Annotated in this window: 18 protein-coding genes; 9 read left to right on the top strand and 9 right to left on the bottom strand. The window is 63.3% G+C overall.

The features are described from left to right. The first annotated feature begins 301 nt into the window (after nucleotides 1–301). The 9 genes from SM763_RS02760 to SM763_RS02720 all read left to right on the top strand — a co-directional run bounded on the left by SM763_RS02760 (nucleotide 302) and on the right by SM763_RS02720 (nucleotide 9,039). Nucleotides 302–1,156, top strand: coding sequence for an FAD binding domain-containing protein (locus tag SM763_RS02760; RefSeq protein WP_368997476.1), 855 nt, complete (start codon nucleotides 302–304; stop codon nucleotides 1,154–1,156). Between the two features lie 11 nt (nucleotides 1,157–1,167). Further along, nucleotides 1,168–1,659 carry a (2Fe-2S)-binding protein gene (locus tag SM763_RS02755; protein WP_368997474.1) on the top strand — a complete coding sequence of 164 codons (492 nt, stop codon included), beginning with the start codon at nucleotides 1,168–1,170 and terminating at the stop codon, nucleotides 1,657–1,659. After that, nucleotides 1,656–4,070, top strand: a complete 2,415-nt coding sequence (locus SM763_RS02750) for an aerobic carbon-monoxide dehydrogenase large subunit (RefSeq protein WP_368997472.1) — start codon at nucleotides 1,656–1,658, stop codon at nucleotides 4,068–4,070. The genes SM763_RS02755 and SM763_RS02750 overlap by 4 nt, the downstream gene beginning before the upstream one ends. A 42-nt stretch (nucleotides 4,071–4,112) precedes the next feature. Further along, complete coding sequence (locus SM763_RS02745; RefSeq protein WP_368997470.1) at nucleotides 4,113–4,979, top strand: AAA family ATPase; 867 nt, start codon at nucleotides 4,113–4,115, stop codon at nucleotides 4,977–4,979. Continuing rightward, entirely contained in the window at nucleotides 4,976–6,163 is a 1,188-nt protein-coding gene (locus tag SM763_RS02740) for a vWA domain-containing protein (protein WP_368997469.1), read from the top strand. Before SM763_RS02745 ends, SM763_RS02740 begins: the two co-directional genes overlap by 4 nt. 8 nt (nucleotides 6,164–6,171) lie before the next feature. Next, nucleotides 6,172–7,026, top strand: coding sequence for an XdhC family protein (locus SM763_RS02735; protein ID WP_368997467.1), 855 nt, complete (start codon nucleotides 6,172–6,174; stop codon nucleotides 7,024–7,026). Between the two features lie 104 nt (nucleotides 7,027–7,130). Further along, nucleotides 7,131–7,583, top strand: a complete 453-nt coding sequence (locus tag SM763_RS02730; protein WP_368997466.1) for an SRPBCC family protein — start codon at nucleotides 7,131–7,133, stop codon at nucleotides 7,581–7,583. Nucleotides 7,584–7,788: 205 nt separating this feature from the next. After that, a complete protein-coding gene (locus SM763_RS02725) occupies nucleotides 7,789–8,631 on the top strand; it encodes an ATP-binding protein (protein ID WP_368997464.1) in 843 nt (280 codons plus the stop codon). A gap of 3 nt (nucleotides 8,632–8,634) precedes the next feature. After that, the gene (locus tag SM763_RS02720; protein ID WP_368997463.1) at nucleotides 8,635–9,039 is read left to right on the top strand and encodes a GFA family protein; all 405 of its coding nucleotides are present in this window, start codon (nucleotides 8,635–8,637) and stop codon (nucleotides 9,037–9,039) included. A gap of 31 nt (nucleotides 9,040–9,070) precedes the next feature. Here the strand turns inward: SM763_RS02720 and SM763_RS02715 are convergent, their stop codons facing one another. The 9 genes from SM763_RS02715 to SM763_RS02675 all read right to left on the bottom strand — a co-directional run bounded on the left by SM763_RS02715 (nucleotide 9,071) and on the right by SM763_RS02675 (nucleotide 17,323). Continuing rightward, complete coding sequence (locus SM763_RS02715; RefSeq protein ID WP_368997461.1) at nucleotides 9,071–10,276, bottom strand: peptidoglycan DD-metalloendopeptidase family protein; 1,206 nt, start codon at nucleotides 10,274–10,276, stop codon at nucleotides 9,071–9,073. Nucleotides 10,277–10,437: 161 nt separating this feature from the next. Continuing rightward, on the bottom strand, nucleotides 10,438–11,085 hold the full coding sequence (locus SM763_RS02710; protein ID WP_065273163.1) for a protein-L-isoaspartate(D-aspartate) O-methyltransferase: 648 nt from the start codon (nucleotides 11,083–11,085) through the stop codon (nucleotides 10,438–10,440). Continuing rightward, a complete protein-coding gene (gene surE / locus SM763_RS02705; RefSeq protein ID WP_065273164.1) occupies nucleotides 11,082–11,867 on the bottom strand; it encodes a 5'/3'-nucleotidase SurE in 786 nt (261 codons plus the stop codon). Before surE ends, SM763_RS02710 begins: the two co-directional genes overlap by 4 nt. Nucleotides 11,868–12,230: 363 nt before the next feature. Beyond that, nucleotides 12,231–12,881 (bottom strand): SDR family NAD(P)-dependent oxidoreductase, encoded by a 651-nt coding sequence (locus SM763_RS02700; protein WP_368997459.1) that lies wholly within the window; start codon nucleotides 12,879–12,881, stop codon nucleotides 12,231–12,233. Nucleotides 12,882–12,935: 54 nt separating this feature from the next. Continuing rightward, the gene (locus tag SM763_RS02695; RefSeq protein WP_065273165.1) at nucleotides 12,936–13,202 is read right to left on the bottom strand and encodes a hypothetical protein; all 267 of its coding nucleotides are present in this window, start codon (nucleotides 13,200–13,202) and stop codon (nucleotides 12,936–12,938) included. Nucleotides 13,203–13,323: 121 nt separating this feature from the next. Continuing rightward, complete coding sequence (locus tag SM763_RS02690) at nucleotides 13,324–13,866, bottom strand: DUF2199 domain-containing protein (protein WP_274828742.1); 543 nt, start codon at nucleotides 13,864–13,866, stop codon at nucleotides 13,324–13,326. Between the two features lie 148 nt (nucleotides 13,867–14,014). Then, nucleotides 14,015–15,472 carry an amidophosphoribosyltransferase gene (gene purF, locus SM763_RS02685; protein WP_370570395.1) on the bottom strand — a complete coding sequence of 486 codons (1,458 nt, stop codon included), beginning with the start codon at nucleotides 15,470–15,472 and terminating at the stop codon, nucleotides 14,015–14,017. 218 nt (nucleotides 15,473–15,690) lie between these two features. Further along, nucleotides 15,691–16,368 (bottom strand): Hint domain-containing protein, encoded by a 678-nt coding sequence (locus SM763_RS02680; RefSeq protein WP_065273167.1) that lies wholly within the window; start codon nucleotides 16,366–16,368, stop codon nucleotides 15,691–15,693. 400 nt (nucleotides 16,369–16,768) lie between these two features. Next, entirely contained in the window at nucleotides 16,769–17,323 is a 555-nt protein-coding gene (locus SM763_RS02675; RefSeq protein ID WP_065273168.1) for a CvpA family protein, read from the bottom strand. Nucleotides 17,324–17,327 lie beyond the last annotated feature (4 nt).

The following is a 17,327-nucleotide window of genomic DNA, read 5'->3' as shown; positions in this document are numbered from 1 at the left end:
TTTTGGGCCCGGAACCATTGGGCGTCACAGCGCAGCCCAACACCTCCCTATCTGATACTCCCGAATGGGCCGTGATGGGGCTCTGCTCATTGCGCCGGACACCTGCGCTTTGCCGCCGCGACTCGTGCTGCATGTTCTGGTTGTGCCTGGCGGCGAAACTCCCTGTCTGACGGGGCTTTCGCAACTCGTGCAGCCCATTCGCATTTCGTGAACGCAACCTCGGCGGTCGTTCCCGCAGCCTCGCCCTAGGGCGGCAGCGGCGCCTTTACTATCCGCAATCCGGAATTCAGGGAGGAAACGGATGATACCCTCAGAGTTTGAATACCACCGGCCCGGCAGTATCGACGCGGCCCTGGCGGTATTGCAGGAACACGGCGACGATGCCCGTGTCCTGGCGGGCGGGCACAGCCTGATCCCGATGATGAAACTGCGCATGGCCGATGTACCGCATCTGATCGACCTGCAATCCATCGCCGAGCTGAAAGGCATCGCGGTGGATGGCGGCACCGTCACAATTGGCGCGATGACCACCCAGCATGAGCTGATCACCAATGATGACCTGGTTATAGCAGCCCCGATCATGCGGGAGGCGGCCCTGCTGATCGCCGATCCCCAGGTGCGCTATGTGGGTACCATCGGCGGCAATGTGGCCAATGGCGATCCGGGCAACGACATGCCGGGGCTGATGCAGTGCCTGGATGCCACATTCACCCTCCAAGGACCGGATGGCACCCGCGAGGTACAGGCGCGTGACTTTTACGAGGCCGCCTATATGACCGACCGCGAGGATGACGAGATCCTGACCGAGATTTCCTTTGCCGTGCCAAAGGGCGGGCAGGCCTACGAAAAGCAAAAGCGCAAGATTGGCGATTACGCGACGGCCGCTGCGGCCGTGATCCTGGAAAAGGCGGACGGCAAGGTCGCCTCCGCTTCGATTGCAATGACCAACCTCAGCGACACGCCGGTTTTTTCGGCGGATGCGGCGGCGGCCCTGGTGGGCACCGATTGCGGCGCCGATGCCATGGCAGATGCAGTCACGGCCATGCTGGGCGACATCGACCCGACCGAGGACAACCGCGGACCGGTTGAGTTCAAGAAACACGTGGCTGGCGTCATCCTGCGCCGCGCCATCGAACGCGCCTGGTCGCGGGCCTGAGGGAGGATACCATGGGAAAACAGATCATCACCCTGACGGTGAACGGCGAAAAGCACGAGGTCGCCGCCGAGCCGCGCGAGCTGCTGGTGCATACCCTGCGCGAGACGCAGAACCTGACTGGCCCGCATGTGGGGTGTGAGACCTCGCATTGCGGCGCCTGCACCGTCGATATCGACGGCAAGTCGGTGAAATCCTGCACCATGTTCGCCGCCCAGGCAGATGGCGCCGAGATCACCACCATCGAAGGCATCGCAAGCCCCGATGGCATGCACATCCTGCAGGAAATGTTCCGCGAACATCACGGGCTTCAGTGCGGTTTCTGCACCCCCGGCATGATCACGCGGGCCTATCGTCTGCTGCAGGAAAATCCCAACCCGACCGAGGAAGAGGTCCGTTTCGGCATCGCCGGCAACCTTTGCCGCTGCACCGGCTATCAGAACATCGTCAAGTCGATCCTCGCCGCCGCGGCCGAGATCAACGCATCCAAGGAGGCCGCACAATGAAGGATCTGGAGGACCGTCAGGAACGGATCGACAATCTCAAGGGCATGGGCTGCTCGCGCAAGCGGGTCGAGGATGCCCGGTTCACCCAGGGCAAGGGCAATTACGTCGATGACGTCAATCTGCCGGGCATGCTGCATGGGGATTTCGTGCGTTCGCCCTATGCCCACGCGCGGGTGAAATCGATCAATATCGATGCCGCCATGGCGCTGGATGGCGTGATCGCGGTGCTGACCGCCAAGGATCTTGAACCGCTTTCCTTACACTGGATGCCGACCCTTGCGGGGGACAAGCAGATGGTGCTGGCCGATGGCAAGGTACTGTTCCAGGGGCAGGAGGTCGCTTTTGTAGTGGCCAAGGACCGCTATATCGCTGCCGACGCGGTGGAGCTGGTCGAGGTGGACTACGAGGAGCTGCCGGTTCTGGTGGATCCCTTCGAGGCGCTGCAATCCGATGTCGTCCTGCGCGAAGACATCAAGGACGAAAAAGAGGGCGCCCATGGCCCCCGCCGCCATCACAACCACATTTTCCTGTGGGAAGAGGGCGACAAGTACGCCACCGAACAGGTCATCGACGAGGCCGAAGTGGTGGCCGAAGAGATGGTCTATTACCACCGCACCCATCCGTGCCCGCTGGAACCCTGCGGATCTGTTGCCAGCATGGACAAGATCAACGGCAAGCTGACGCTTTGGGGCACCTTTCAGGCGCCGCATGTGGTGCGCACCGTGGCCAGCCTTCTGTCGGGCATCGAGGAACACAACATCCGCGTGATCTCGCCCGATATCGGTGGCGGCTTTGGCAACAAGGTCGGCGTCTATCCCGGCTATGTCTGCTCCATCGTGGCCTCCATCGTCACCGGCCAGCCGGTGAAGTGGATCGAGGACCGGATGGAAAACCTGATGGCCACCGCCTTTGCCCGCGATTACTGGATGAAGGGCAGGATCAGCGCCACCAAAGAGGGCAAGATCACCGGGCTGCAATGCCATGTAACCGCAGACCACGGCGCATTTGATGCCTGCGCTGACCCGACCAAGTTCCCGGCTGGTTTCTTCCACATCTGCACCGGATCCTATGACATTCCGGTCGCCTATGTGGGGGTCGATGGCGTCTATACCAACAAGGCGCCGGGGGGCGTGGCCTATCGCTGCTCCTTCCGGGTGACGGAGGCCGCCTATTTCATCGAGCGCATGATCGAGGTCCTGGCGATGGAGCTGAACATGGACGCAGCCGAGCTGCGCCGGATCAATTTCATCAAGGCCGATCAGTTCCCCTATCAGTCTGCGCTGGGCTGGGAATATGACTCGGGCGATTACCACACTGCCTGGGACAAGGCGCTGGCCGCTGTCGGATACGATGATCTGCGCGCCGAGCAGGCGCAGCGGGTCGCGGACTTCAAGGCGGGAAAGACGCGCAAACTTCTGGGCATTGGCCTGACGCACTTTACCGAGATCGTCGGCGCGGGCCCGGTGAAGAACTGCGATATCCTGGGCATGGGGATGTTCGACAGCTGCGAGATCCGCATCCATCCCACCGGATCGGCCATCGCGCGCCTTGGCACCATCAGCCAGGGGCAGGGGCACGCGACCACATTCGCGCAGATCCTTGCCTCGGAAATCGGTCTCTCGGCCGATAGTATCACCATCGAGGAAGGCGACACCGATACCGCGCCCTATGGTCTGGGTACTTATGGCTCGCGCTCGACCCCGGTTGCAGGGGCGGCTACGGCCATGGCGGGGCGCAAGATCCGCGCCAAGGCGCAGATAATCGCGGCCTACCTCTTGGAAGTGCATGACAACGATCTGGAATGGGACGTGGACCGGTTCGTGGTCAAGGGCGCGCCCGAGCGCTTCAAGACCATGAAGGACATCGCCTATGCGGCCTACAACCAGGCCATTCCGGGCGTTGAGCCGGGTCTGGAGGCGGTCAGCTACTACGATCCGCCCAACATGACCTATCCCTTTGGCGCCTATATCTGCGTCATGGAAGTGGACGTCGACACCGGTGAGCATGAAATCCGCCAGTTCTACGCGCTGGACGATTGCGGCACCCGGATCAACCCGATGGTCATCGAAGGCCAGGTCCATGGTGGTCTGACCGAGGCGCTCGCCATCGCCATGGGGCAGGAGATTGCCTATGACGATATGGGCAACTGCAAGACCGGCACCTTGATGGATTTCTTTATCCCGACCGCCGTTGAGACGCCGCATTACACCACTGACCACACCGAAACCCCCAGCCCGCATCACCCGATCGGCGCCAAGGGGGTGGGCGAAAGCCCCAACGTGGGCGGTGTTCCGGCCTTCTCTAACGCGGTGCATGATGCCTTCCGTGCCTTTGGTCTGCGCCAAAGCCACATGCCTCACGATCACTGGCGGATCTGGAAGATCGCGAGCGAACTGGGCCTGCACGGATAAAGGGAGAACGGGGGGCCGTTCTGGCGGCCCTCCTATCACATCATGACCTATCTCGACCTTCAGAAAGACCTTGCCGAACAGGGCTATGTCGCCTCCGATGATCTGGCGATGGCGCTGCATCTGGCGGTGAACTTGGGCCGACCGCTGCTCCTGGAAGGGGCGGCGGGCGTTGGCAAGACCGAGGTCGCCCGCGCACTGGCTGCCGCGCGCGACACCCGGCTGATCCGGCTGCAATGCTATGAAGGGCTGGACGCGGCTCAGGCGATCTATGAGTGGAATTACCAGCGCCAGCTGCTGGCGATCCAGGCCTCCGGCAAGACAGGAAAAGAGGCCGAGGCGCAGATTTTCTCTGAAGACTACCTTTTGGAACGCCCGTTGTTGCAGGCGATCCGCCAGGACATTCCCCCGGTGCTGCTGATTGACGAAATCGACCGCGCCGATGAGGAATTCGAGGCCTACCTTCTGGAGGTGCTCGCCGATTTCCAGATCACCGTGCCGGAACTTGGCACCCTCACGGCGAAAAGCCGCCCGCTGGTGATCCTGACGGCAAACGGCACCCGCGATCTGTCGGACGCGCTGCGCCGGCGTTGCCTTTACGCCCATGTGGATTACCCCGACCGCAAGACCGAACTCGCCATTCTGGACGCGCGCTGTCCGGGGCTGAGCGCGGCCCTTGCAGGGCAGATCGTCGGCTTTGTGCAGGATCTGCGCAAGGAGGATCTGGTGAAGAAACCCGGCGTCGCCGAGATGCTGGATTTTGCCGCTGCGCTCTCTGGCCTTGGTGTTGCAGACCTCACCGAAGACCCCGCCGCCCTGATGGCGGCCATGGCAACGCTCCTGAAGACCGAGGCCGACCGCGGCGCGGTTCCGGCAGAGGTCGCCCAGCGGCTGGCGGGGCGCGCCGCATGAGCCGGGTGACCAAATTTGCGGGCCGTGATCCCGGTCCCGGCGCGCGCGTTGCGGGCTTCATGGCGCATCTGCGTGCCCATGGCTTTGCGCTGGGCGTGGCCGAAACCGGCACCGCGCTGGCCGCCCTTGGCGCGGTAAAGGCGAGCGATCCGTCAGAGGCGCGCGCCGCCCTGCGCGCGGTTTGTGCAGGCCGCGCCGAGGATGTGGACCGCTTCGATGCGCTCTTTGACAGTTTCTGGATGGATGCGGGCCGCGTGCGGCAGAAGTCCGTGCCCAGCGACAAAACGGACAAGAATGATGACATGCGCTCCTCCCGCAAGGACGCAGGCGAGACGGAGGCGGAGGGTGCAGGCAAGATCCACGCCCCCGGCGGCAGTGGCGGCGGCGAGGTGGAAAGCGACGGCACCGGGCGGCTTGTCGCTTCGGATGTGAAGAACCTGATGAAGAAGGATCTGCGCGATCTGGTCGACCCTGAGGACATCCGCAAGGCCGAAGCGGTTGCCCTGCGGCTGGGGCAGGCCCTGCGCGACAAACGTTCCCGCAGGCGCAAGGCAGCACGGCGGGGCAGGGCGGTGGATTTCCGCCGCACCATCCGCAAGGCGGTGGCCACCGGTGGTGTGCCCTTGCGGCTGGCCCGGCGCACCCGTCCCGACCGCCCCGTGAAGATCGTTGCCCTGTGTGATGTGTCGGGATCGATGCTGGTCTATGCGCGGCCCTTTCTGGCATTTCTGGCCGGGCTGATGCGGGCCGATGCGGCCTCGGACGCCTATCTCTTTCACACCCGCCTCGTGCGCATTGCCGAGGCTTTGCGCGAAGAGGACCCGATGCGCGCGCTCAACCGGGTGACGCTGATGGCCGAGGGCATCGGCGGCGGCAGCTGCATCGGCGGCGCGCTCCAGCATTTCGCGGCGACCTATGCACGCCGGTTCGTGGATGGGCGATCAGTGGTGATCATCCTGTCAGATGGCTACGACAGCGATCCGCCGGAACATATGGCATCGGCGCTGGAGGCGCTGAAGCGGCGCGGCTGCCGGATCGTCTGGCTCAACCCGCTGAAGGGCTGGAAGGGCTACGAGCCGATTGCGCGCGGCATGGCGGCAGCACTGCCGTATTTGGATCTGTTCGATGCGGCCAACACGCTGGAGGCACTGGCCAGCCTTGATCAAAAACTGGGGGCGATATGAGTTTCATCATGGCAGGACATTCATCACTGGGACCACGCCTGGAACAGGATCTGGCGCGCGAAACCGAGGCGCGGCGCACGGCGGGCGAACCCTTTGCCATGGCGACCGTGGTGCGCACCGTGGCGGCGACCTCGGCCAAGCCGGGCGCAAAGGCGCTGATCGATGCGCAGGGTGAGATCGTCGTCGGTTTCTTAGGCGGGGGCTGCGTGCGCGGTGCCGTGGCCCGCGCCGCGCGCGAGGCGATCGAGAGCGGCGCGCCGCAGCTTTTGTCGATCGGCCCCGAGGAACTCTTGGCCGAAGCGGGTGTCATCGCGGGCGAGGAACGCGATGGCATCAGATACGCCCGCAACGGTTGCCCCAGCAAGGGCGTCTTGGACATTTTCGTGGAACCCGTGCTGCCGCTTCCGGCGCTGGTGGTCTGCGGCTCCGGCCCGGTGGCGCAGGCGCTGGTGGAACTGTCGGCGCGGTTTGAGTTCGACCGCACCCTGTGCCTGCCCGGCCCGCAGGATGTGGACCTCCCCATGCCCGACCGGGTGGTGGAGCATTTCGGCGAACACCCGATCTGGGACAGTGCGCCCTTTGTCGTGGTCGCGACCCAGGGACGCGGGGACGAGGCGGCGCTCCGCCGCGCGCTCATGCAAAAGGCGCGCTATATCGGCTTTGTTGGTAGCCGCCGCAAGTTCGCCACCCTGTCGCATCGTCTTCAGGACAAGGGTGTGTCGCCTGAGGCTCTTGCCAGCGTAAAGGCGCCCGCAGGCGTCGATATCCACGCCATCACCCCGGATGAGATCGCGCTGTCGATCCTTGCTGAACTGGTACAGCGCCGCCGGGCGCTTCAGCGCGGGGAGGGGACAGATGGCTGACCTCGTTCTGCGCCTGTGGCGGCGTCTTTTCCCCGAATTGAGTGACGCGCAGGCCAAGCTGCTGGCCTCCGTCAAATTCCCCTGTTGCTAGAAGGAAAACGAGCATGGAACTGAGCGACGAAATCTTCATCAACGCCCCCCGAGACGAGGTTTACGCGGCCCTCAACGACCCTGAAGTGCTGCAAAAGGTGATCCCCGGCTGCGAGGAGCTGATCAAACATTCCGACACCGAGCTGGAAGCCAAGGTGGTGCTGAAAATCGGCCCGGTGAAGGCGAAGTTCTCAGGGCAAGTGACCCTCTCTCCCGATGCCCCGCCCGAGCGGTTCTCACTGACAGGTCAGGGCAATGGCGGCGCGGCGGGCTTTGCCAAGGGCGGTGCCGAGGTGGTGCTGACCGAACAGGACGGCGGCACCCTGCTGTCCTATACCGCCAAGGCCGATATCGGCGGCAAGCTGGCACAGCTCGGCAGCCGCCTGATCCAGAGCACGGCCAAGAAGCTGGCTGCCAAGTTCTTCAAGAGTTTTTCCGAGGAAATGGAAAAAGCCGAGGCGGCCTGAAACAACGGCCGCACCGCAAGAGGCAGGGCGAGCATGAGGCAGCGTGGCAGCAGGTAAGAAGCCCGAAATGGGCACCAGAACCGAGAGAAGAGAGGGGGCGGCGCGCATGTGTCGCCCCCTTTGCCGTGCCGCCACCCGGCAAAGCATCTTGTTGCTAGGGTCGGAACATGGTTTGTCATGCGCAACAATCGATACGGAGGACCCGATGAACGAGGATGCATTGACGCGCATTGCCGAGGCTTTTGAGCGGATGTCGCCCGCACCGCTGGCGGCCCCTGATTTCGATGCGGCTCTGGCCTTTGTCTGGCACGTGGCCCCGGACCGTCTGGCGCCGGTCGAAACGGTGAACCGCGTCGATCTGGATCTTCTGGTGGGGATCAACCGTTCGCGCGATACGCTGCTGGAAAACACCCGCCGCTTCGCACAAGGTTCCGCCGCCAATAACGCCCTGTTGTGGGGCGCGCGGGGTATGGGAAAATCAAGCCTTGTCAAAGCGATACATGGTAGCCTTGTCGCGGAGCACCCGGATCTGAAACTGGTGGAATTGCAGCGCGAGGATCTGCCTTCAGTGGCGCGGCTGTTGAACCATCTGCGCGGCTCCTCGAAACGTTTTGTGCTGTTCTGCGATGATCTGTCGTTCAGTCATGATGATCAGCACTACAAAAGCCTGAAGGCTGTGCTGGATGGCGGTATCGAAGGGCGCCCGGAGAATGTGGTGTTCTACGCCACCTCGAACCGGCGTCACCTGATGCCGCGCGACATGATCGAAAACGAACGCTCCAGCGCCATCAACCCCTCCGAAGCGGTGGAGGAAAAGGTCTCGCTCAGCGACCGGTTCGGGCTGTGGTTGGGCTTCCACCCGTGTGATCAGGATGAATACTTGGAGATGATCGAAGGCTACTGCACTGCCTATGGGGTTACCGCCGATCCCGAGGTGATCCGCGCCGAAGCCATCGAATGGCAGGCGACGCGCGGGGCGCGCTCGGGGCGGGTGGCCTGGCAGTATTTCACCGATCTGGCCGGGCGCCACGGCGTCACGCTGAGCTGAGCCATGGCCGGGGCGCAGGCAGAGTTTTCCGCCGGGTGCCTGTGCGGCGCGGTGCGTATCACCGCGCTGGGCAGGCCGCGCCGGGTGGGGATCTGCCATTGCCTTGAGTGCCGCAAACACCACGGCGCGCTGTTCTATGCAGCCGCCGTGTTTCCTGAAGATGCGGTGTCCGTCACCGGAGAAACCCGCGCCTATGAGGGGCGCCATTTCTGCCCGCGCTGCGGCTCATCCGTCTTTGCCCGCACGGATGATGAGATTGAGCTGCATCTCGGCGCGCTGGACGCGCCGGATAAGCTGGTGCCGGAGTATGAACTCTGGACCCGGCGCCGGGAAAGCTGGCTGCCTGAGTTTGCGCAGATGCAGCACTTCGCGGGCAACCGGGAGGGTGGTCAGTCCGAAGAAGACTGACCGTGCAGGCCCTGACGCCGCGGGACAAGAGTCAGTTCAGATAGGGCAGCGGATCCAGGCTTTCATAGCCATTGCGCACCTCGAAATGCAGGAAGGCATCGTCGCCATCGCGCAGCTTGGCGATGGGCTGGCCGCGGGTGACCTTGTCGCCCTTCTTCACCGAGATTTCCGTGATATTTACATACAGTGTCAGCAGCTTGTTGGAGTGACGCACCACGATGATCGGGATGTTCTTTGAATCCTTGGTGATCGCGGCGACGGTACCGGCATCTGCAGCCATGACCGCAGCGCCTGGCGCCCCGGCTATATCGATGCCTTCGTTGCGCCCCTTGGAGTAGGTCGAGATGATCTTTCCCTGCAGGGGATAGGCCATGGCGGCGTCATTCTTGCGCGTCGGCTCCGGCACCTCGACCTTGGGCAGCGGGGCGACCTCTTCCGCAGCCGGGGCGATATCCTCATCCGGTAGCGGTTTGGTGGCGCTCGGCGGTGTTGGCGTGGCGCTGCCTGCGCCGGGTGGAGTGATTTCTGCGGCGGGCTGTGCCGGGGCGCTCTGATCCTTCAGCGGGATCAGCAGATACTGGCCTTCGCGGATGGAGAAATCACTGCCCAGACCGTTCCATTCGGCCAGCGCCTTGACCGGCACCTGATAGAGTCGTGAGATCGTGTAGGCGGTTTCACCGCGGACCACCTTGTGACGCACCGGCTCGGGGCCGTCCTGCACCTCGGTCGGGGCCGGGCGGGGCGTCGGTTTCAGCTCGGTCGTGGTGACCGATCCGGGGTTGGGCGATGTTTCGGGGGCCTGGTCGATGGCCTGTCCAGCCAGCGAGGCGATGTCGACGCCGCCGGGCTGGGCGGTTCCTGCCGTTACCGGCGCATCGGGCGCGCGGCGCGGCAAGGCCAGAACCTCGCCTTTGCGCAGGGTATCACCCGGTTGCATGCCGTTGAAGCGTGCCACTTCACCGCTGGGCAGGCCGATCCGGGTTGCCACATCAGCCACCGTATCGCCGCGCTGGGCGACGGCCACCTGATAGGAGGGATAGGTGATCAACCCGCGTGCATCCGGAGCCGGGCGGTCGCTGGTGGCGCTTTTGGCTGCTGAAGTGGTGTTGAAGGCGCCGATCTGCCCCCTCAGGTCATAATCCAGCGGCCCGTCACAGGCGGCAAGTAGGGCAGCGACTGGCAATATCGCCAAGGTCTTTGCCACGCGTCGGGACAGGATGGGGGCGTTCTGTGTCATCTCGCTCTCCTCGGAACACGTCATTTGGAGCTGGCGCCCGTGCCGGTTCGGATCAGGAAGCTCCGGGCAGGGCCGCAACGTCGGCGTCTTTTGTTGTTCACTGCGACAGAGCAGGATCCGGGAAAGGAGGCATTGCCCTGATGCGGTGGCTTTTCCCCTATCTACGTGTCTTTTCCCAGGCCCTCAAGAAGGGGCACGAAGCGAACCGGGCGCAATTCGTCATATTCAAGGCCGGTTTCGGACTTGCGCACCCGGATCAGCGTTTGCACCGTGTCCGACTGGCCCACCGGAACGATCATGATGCCACCGGGTTTCAGCTGCGCTAGCAGCGGGCCGGGCGGATCCTCGGCGGCGGCGGTGACGATGATGCGGTCAAACGGCGCCTGATCCGGCAGACCATGGCTGCCGTCGCCCACCAGCGAGGTGATATTGGGCAGGTGCAGCGCATCAAACAGGGCCCGGGCTTCGCGCACCAGCCGGGCGTGGCGGTCGATGGTATAGACCCGGCGCGCCAGTTTCGACAGGATTGCCGCCTGATAACCAGAGCCGGTGCCGACCTCCAAAACCGTGTCGCGCGGCGAAATTTGCGCCGCCTGCGTCATCAGTCCAACAACCGACGGCTGCGAAATCGTCTGGCCGCAGGCGATCGGCAGCGGCATGTCCTCATAGGCGCGTTCGGCAAAAATCCCGCGCACAAAAGGGCCACGGTCGATCTGCTCCATGGCCTCAAGGACCTGACTATCGGTGACCCCGCGGGAGCGGAGCGCAAAAAGGAACTGCATCTTGGTTTCGGGATCGGGCGCGGTCATTCCAGAACCTTGAGCGCGTGGAGGGCGTCATGGGCGGTCAGGTCCGCGCGCATAGGGGTGACCGAGATATAACCGTCCAGATTGACCGAAGCATCGGTGTCCGGCGCGGTGTGCACGTGCTGATCGCCGCCCTTGATCCAGACATAGCGCCGCCCGTTCGGCGATTGCTGCTCCTGGGCCGAGAACCGGGTGCCATGGCGCATACCCTGGGCCACGGCGCGGGCGCCCTTGACGGCGGCGGCGGGCACTGGCGGGAAGTTGATGTTGTAAAACAGCCGGTAGCCTTCGGTGGGCTCCTGCGGGCTGGCCTTCAGAATGTCGCGGATCAGCGCGGCGCCATGTTCGGCAGAGGCTTCGAAAGGATTGTCGAGCTGCGCGTTGTGCGGCCCGAAATACTGCGACAGCGCCATCGCCGGAATGCCCTGCAAGGCTGCTTCCATCGCGCCGCCAAGGGTGCCGGAATAAAGCGCGTTCTCGGCGGAATTGTTGCCGCGGTTGATCCCCGACAGGACCAGATCCGGCATCACATCTTCCATCGCCACGTGCACGCCAGCCAGTACGCAGTCGGCGGGAGAGCCTTCGGTGGCAAAGCGGCGCTCGCCCAGCTGGCTCAGCATCGAGGGGCGGGTGTAGCTGATACAGTGACCGACGCCGGATTGCTCGAACGCGGGGGCAACGGTCCAGACTTCCCCATCTGGTCCGGCAACCTCATGCGCAATGGCTTCCAGAACCGTCAGCCCCGGAGCGTTGATCCCGTCGTCGTTGGTCACCAGAATGCGCATCACGTTCCCCTGTCATGGTTTTGATCTGAATAGGACGTGGGGAATGAGGGGGCAAGTCTTTCACGGAAGGCCTGCGCGCGAAGTGAGGAACGGGGCAAAGGCGCCACAGCTTGCTACAGGCTAGGTCAGGTTTCACCCGCACCCGGGGTCGCTCCCGCCTGCTTTGGGAGCATTCTGCGAATTCCCCCCGCACAGTTGGGCCCGGCAGGCTGACGCCTGCGGGGCAGGAGGAGCGGACGGGATAAGGCGCAACCGCGCCGCGGCGCTGGCGCGGCGCCCGGCCCAACGCCGATCCGTATATCTGTGATATGAGAGAGCGGGGGCGGGAGCCGCGATTTGGCTGGTTCCCGCTGATGCTGTCGCTTAGTCGTCGTTCAGGATCAGGGGCAGCAGGCGTGCGGCCTCATCCTGTACTGGTGTCAGCGCCTCGCGATCTTCACCGGGGAAGAAACGTGCGCGCAGGGCGGTTGGCATCGGCTGCGGCTGCAAGATCTCGACCCGCGGACCAGTTTTGACGCTTTCGGCCTGCCAACTGCGTGCCAGCGCCATCTGCGCGGTCTTGGTTGCGCCATAGGCGCCAAAGAATTTCTGGCCACCGCGCGGATCGTCAAAGAATACCGCCCGCCCGGTCTGTCCCAGCAGTGGCGCCACATAGGGGATCAGCACCGAGGTCGCGGTAGCGTTCACCGCAACGGATTTTTCCCAGTCCTTGGGCGCTACAAATGGCGCCGGGCTGAGCGGGGCTGCGTGGATGGCGGTATGCAGCCAAAGGTCCAGCTGGCCCCAACGGTCGTGGATGCCGCGGCAGAGGGTTGCCATGGCCTCGGGGACAGTGATGTCCATCGGCGCCAGCGTGGCGCTGCCGCCCTTGGCCTTGATCCGGTCGTCCAGCTCTTCCAGAGCGCCGGTGGTGCGGGCCACGGCAACGATGTGATGCGTCGGGGCAAGCGCCTCGGCCAGAGCTGCGCCAAGGCCGCGCGATGCGCCGGTGATAAGAGCAAGTTTCTGTGTCATGTCCGCCTTTTGGGCCTGTTGAGGCATCGGGTCAAGGGGCTGATGCGCGGCAGATTAGCTGCCGGGCATGGTCATCTGCACCGTGGTATTGCCGGAGCGGATCAGCAGGCCGCGCTTGTCGATGGCGATGATCTCGGACCGACCGAGGCGCTGCCCGGTGGTCACCTTGCGGGTGCGCCCACCTGGAAACTGCACCAGCGCCGACAGATTGTCTTCGGAGCCGAAAATACCAAGGAGGGCGATGCGGCCCTCGGGGGCCTCTACGTGCTGCGTAGCGGTTGCGGCCACCTGGGCCGGTGTCGATGTACGTGTCTTTGTCATTCGGAGTGTTTGCTTTGCAAGCTTGGTGGAAGTCGTCCGCCCGGGTGGCCCGGGCAGCGGGCCAGTCACGGCGGATGGTCGCGTCGTGGTGTCGGGCCACCCCACGGGGCGGTATCAGGGATCAGGAGTCATAGACGAGAGAGGGCAGGTCGTGGCCATAGGCGTAGAGTAGCTCCAACAGTTCTTCGAGCTGCACGCCAGTCTGCTGCAGCCGGGCCAGAGCGTTGTTGGACTCCGAGACTTGCAGTTCGGGGTATTCGCCTTCGGGGCGCATATGCAGCATGCAGGCCACCGGGGTGCCGCTTTCGGGCGGAATGGCATTGGCAAGCCAGGCCGGGCGGCTGCCCATGCTTTCGGTTTCGCGCATGTCGAACAGGTCGAGATAGGCGTCAAAGTCATCCTCGTTGAGGCTGGCCCATGTGCCCAGCAGGAATTCGGCGCCACGGCTATCGGCCAGCGGCAGGGCCAGAACGGCGCGCACAAAGCGCAGTTTGCCATAGCGGCAAAAATCCTCGGTCAGCACATCGCCGCGTTCTTCCAGCACCGCGGAGTTGTCCTGTACCACCAGATCATCGGGGCAGACGTCCGGCCGGTCGCAACTGAGGCTCAGCAATTGCGCAAAGGTGGCACCGCAACAACGGCACTGGCGCGCAGAGGTCAGCATTCGAGCAAGATGGGCGTCCAAGGAATGGCCTTTCGTGGTCTTCGGGTCGTGGTCTTCGGCTTGTGCCGTCCGGACGGTTGTCCGGAACCATAGGAAAGGGCGCCGATCACACGGATCAGCGCCCTCCCTATATCTGTTCGCGGCTCTCTTACTCTGCTGCGGGTTTCATTTCAAACCCCCGGTCGATCATATCCGACGGGGTGACCGGGTATTCACCCGAGAAGCAGGCGTCGCAGTATTGCGGGCAGGCTTTGTCGCGGCCCTGGAACTGACCGACGGCGCGGTACAGACCATCCAGCGAAATGAACTTGAGACTGTCCACGGCCAGGTGTTCTGCCATCTGTTCCTCGCTCATCGAGGCAGCGAGCAGCTTGTCCCGGTCTGGGGTGTCGACACCGTAGAAACAGGGCCATGCAGTGGGCGGAGAGGCGATGCGGAAGTGCACCTCCTTGGCGCCGGCATCCAGGATCATCTCCTTGATCTTGCGGGATGTTGTGCCGCGCACCACGGAATCGTCCACCAGGATGACCCGCTTGCCTTCGATCAGGGCGCGATTGACGTTCAGCTTGAGACGCACGCCCATATTGCGGATCTGTTCGGTCGGCTCGATGAAGGTCCGGCCCATGTATTGGTTGCGGATGATCCCCATCGCATAGGGGATTCCCGATTCCAGCGAATAGCCGATTGCCGCCGGTGTGCCGCTGTCAGGCACCGGGCAGACGAGGTCGGCGTCGACCGGGTTTTCCTTGGCAAGTTCCCGCCCAATCGCCTCGCGGGTTTCATAGACCGAGCGGCCACCGAGAATCGAATCGGGGCGCGAGAAGTAGACATGTTCGAAGATGCAGAACTTCGACGGCTGGGGACGGAAGGGGAAGTGGCTTTGCACACCCTCGTCGTTGATCACCACCATCTCACCCGGTTTGATCTCGCGGATGAACTCGGCACCGATAATATCCAGCGCGCAGGTTTCCGAGCTGAGCGCGTAGCCATCACCAATCTTGCCGAGGACCAGCGGGCGCACGCCCAGCGGGTCGCGCACACCAATCAGCTTGGTGCGGGTCATGGCGACGACGGAAAAGGCGCCTTCGACCTTGCGCAGGGCTTCTTCCATGCGGTCGGGGATCGACCGCCCCATGGAGCGCGCCATCAGATGGATGATGCATTCGCTGTCCGAGGAGCTCTGGAAGATCGAGCCCCGCTCGATCAGCTCGCGGCGCAGGGCGTTGGCATTGGTGATATTGCCGTTGTGGGCAATGGCGGCGCCGCCCATGGCGAATTCGCCAAAGAAGGGCTGCACGTCGCGGATCGCGGTCTGGCCTTTGGAGCCGGCGGTGGAGTAGCGCACGTGGCCGATGGCCAGCGGGCCGGGTACCGTGGCCATCACATCCTGCGAGGTGAAGTTGTCGCGCACATAGCCAAAGCGGCGCACGCTGTTAAAGCCCTCGACAGGATCATGGGAGACGATCCCGCCTGCCTCCTGGCCGCGGTGCTGCAGGGCGTGCAGGCCGAGGGCGACAAAATTGGCGGCGTCCTGAACGCCTACGACGCCAAACACGCCGCATTCTTCGCGGAGTTTGTCGTCATCAAAGGGGTGTGCGGGTGGCATCTGCGGCATCGGCAAGGCGTGTGGCTCCGAATCCGGGATTGAGTGATGGCCCTCACATAGTGCCTTAGGCAGCGGATGTCATCAAAGGATCACAATTGAATTCGGCAAAGCTTTATTTGTCGCGCCCGGTTGCTGCCCGGATAAAAGGCGAAGTCTGAGGCGACATCCGTGGCAAACCGCAGCATCCTGTGGTCGAAAGCCGGGGTAACACAGGCGCTTTAGGCCGCCAGAGCTGGGGAAAAAATATCGTCGAAGGGCGCGGGAAAGCGTGCGTCTTCGCTGCCCATGCCGGTCAGGGCCAGGGCGCGGCCGTCTTCGCTGGCCAGAACCTGACGCACTTCGCTGAGCGACAGCTCGCAGAAGGCGCCGTCAAGGCCACCGTCACCAGCCAGAACCAGCATGCCGCTTTCGGCCCAGAGCAGTTCTTCTTCGTCGCAGGTGATGTGAATACGGCCGATGCTTTCCGGCGCTGCGGCCTTGATGCCCTTGTGACCCGACAGGGAGATCAGCTTGGCCGTGATGAGCGGCACACCGAACAGGCGCTCGGCAGCGTCCAGTTCCAGTGCAACGGTCAGATCGGCGGGCAGAAGAAGGTCGGTGTCATTGCCAAGGGCGCCAGCGGGCACATGCATCAGGGTGGTGAGGCGCGGCACCGCATGGCTCACGTCTTTCACTTCCTGCGCGCCGCCATCATAGGTGTAGATCATGTCGCCGGGCTTGACGTCGCGGGCCTGTACAAAGCCACGGTCGGTTTCAACCAGTGTCGAGGGCAGGAAACCGCCGCTGCGGCTCTGCGCCGGGGTGTACTGCAGGGGCGCGCTCTGGAACATCGGAAAATCCAACAGCATGTCCACCGGCTGGTAGTCAGCGAAAGAGTTGAAATGATCCAGAAACATGTCGTGTCCCTTCTGAGTGATAGTGGCTTTCTGCCTGTCGTTGATCCTATGTGGCCCCCGAATTGGGCCGAAAATGGGGCAAGGGTGCGGCCAATTTAGAATTTGAACGATTTTCTGGGGACAAAACGGCGATTTTGGCTGGGATTGTTAACGATTTACCCGTGTAGAGACAGGTTTTGTTAACTTTTGGCCCTTGTCAGCGGGTGAAATTCAAAAACGTGACTGGGGCGTGATTCCGGGCGCCCTGTTCAGACACGAATCGACGCGCAAACCGTGCAACGGCGCGGAGTGAGGGCAAAAATTGCGCGGGGTTGGGGCCTTATGATTTTGATATGAAAGCAAAAAGGACGCCCATAGGGCGCCCTTTCGAAACTGTTCACAGTGCTGCGATGGCCGCGTGTCAGCCTTCGCAAGCGCCGATCAGGGCCTCATACTGCTGAGTGACCCAGCCAAGCGCCTGCTCGGGGTTGCGCGCTTCGATCTTTCCGATCATGCGTTCGAACACGACAGCAGAGCGGCTTTCGTCAACAATGGTAAAGCTTTGACCGGTCATCACCACATTGTAGAGGAAGAAGGCGATGGCCACCAAAAGGATGCCGCGCAGCACCCCAAAGAAGAAGCCAGCCCCCTGATCCAGCCCGCCAAGCGCCGAGCGTTGTACCAGCGAGGCAAAGAGCGGAGTAAAGAAGGCGGCGACAATCAGCGCCAGGGCAAAGACCGCGGCAAAGGCTGCGATGATCGAGAGTTCGCAACTGTCGGCGATGAATTCACCCAGCACCGGGATTTCCGCCATCAGGGGTTCGACCTGCGGCGCAAACATGAAGGCCAACACGCCCGCGGCAACCCAGCCGGCGATTGCCATCGCTTCGCGTACCAAGCCGCGTGAATAGGCAAGCAATGCCGATACAATGATGACCAGGGCCACGACCCCGTCGATAATGGTGAAACCTTCCATGTCC

Origin of the sequence: Pseudophaeobacter sp. C1-32P7, assembly GCF_041008775.1 — a bacterium.
In the GTDB taxonomy this organism is placed as follows: domain Bacteria; phylum Pseudomonadota; class Alphaproteobacteria; order Rhodobacterales; family Rhodobacteraceae; genus Phycobacter; species Phycobacter gallaeciensis_A.
The sequence above is the reverse complement of the archived record's forward strand: the minus strand, read 5'-3'. Positions and strand labels throughout refer to the sequence as shown.

Coding starts and splice junctions, on each gene's coding strand:
- SM763_RS02760 (WP_368997476.1), top strand. CDS start 302: ATGATACCCTCAGAGTTTGAATACCACCGGCCCGGCAGTATCGACGCG.
- SM763_RS02755 (WP_368997474.1), top strand. CDS start 1,168: ATGGGAAAACAGATCATCACCCTGACGGTGAACGGCGAAAAGCACGAG.
- SM763_RS02750 (WP_368997472.1), top strand. CDS start 1,656: ATGAAGGATCTGGAGGACCGTCAGGAACGGATCGACAATCTCAAGGGC.
- SM763_RS02745 (WP_368997470.1), top strand. CDS start 4,113: ATGACCTATCTCGACCTTCAGAAAGACCTTGCCGAACAGGGCTATGTC.
- SM763_RS02740 (WP_368997469.1), top strand. CDS start 4,976: ATGAGCCGGGTGACCAAATTTGCGGGCCGTGATCCCGGTCCCGGCGCG.
- SM763_RS02735 (WP_368997467.1), top strand. CDS start 6,172: ATGGCAGGACATTCATCACTGGGACCACGCCTGGAACAGGATCTGGCG.
- SM763_RS02730 (WP_368997466.1), top strand. CDS start 7,131: ATGGAACTGAGCGACGAAATCTTCATCAACGCCCCCCGAGACGAGGTT.
- SM763_RS02725 (WP_368997464.1), top strand. CDS start 7,789: ATGAACGAGGATGCATTGACGCGCATTGCCGAGGCTTTTGAGCGGATG.
- SM763_RS02720 (WP_368997463.1), top strand. CDS start 8,635: ATGGCCGGGGCGCAGGCAGAGTTTTCCGCCGGGTGCCTGTGCGGCGCG.
- SM763_RS02715 (WP_368997461.1), bottom strand. CDS start 10,276: ATGACACAGAACGCCCCCATCCTGTCCCGACGCGTGGCAAAGACCTTG.
- SM763_RS02710 (WP_065273163.1), bottom strand. CDS start 11,085: ATGACCGCGCCCGATCCCGAAACCAAGATGCAGTTCCTTTTTGCGCTC.
- surE (WP_065273164.1), bottom strand. CDS start 11,867: ATGCGCATTCTGGTGACCAACGACGACGGGATCAACGCTCCGGGGCTG.
- SM763_RS02700 (WP_368997459.1), bottom strand. CDS start 12,881: ATGACACAGAAACTTGCTCTTATCACCGGCGCATCGCGCGGCCTTGGC.
- SM763_RS02695 (WP_065273165.1), bottom strand. CDS start 13,202: ATGACAAAGACACGTACATCGACACCGGCCCAGGTGGCCGCAACCGCT.
- SM763_RS02690 (WP_274828742.1), bottom strand. CDS start 13,866: ATGCTGACCTCTGCGCGCCAGTGCCGTTGTTGCGGTGCCACCTTTGCG.
- purF (WP_370570395.1), bottom strand. CDS start 15,472: ATGCCACCCGCACACCCCTTTGATGACGACAAACTCCGCGAAGAATGC.
- SM763_RS02680 (WP_065273167.1), bottom strand. CDS start 16,368: ATGTTTCTGGATCATTTCAACTCTTTCGCTGACTACCAGCCGGTGGAC.
- SM763_RS02675 (WP_065273168.1), bottom strand. CDS start 17,323: ATGGAAGGTTTCACCATTATCGACGGGGTCGTGGCCCTGGTCATCATT.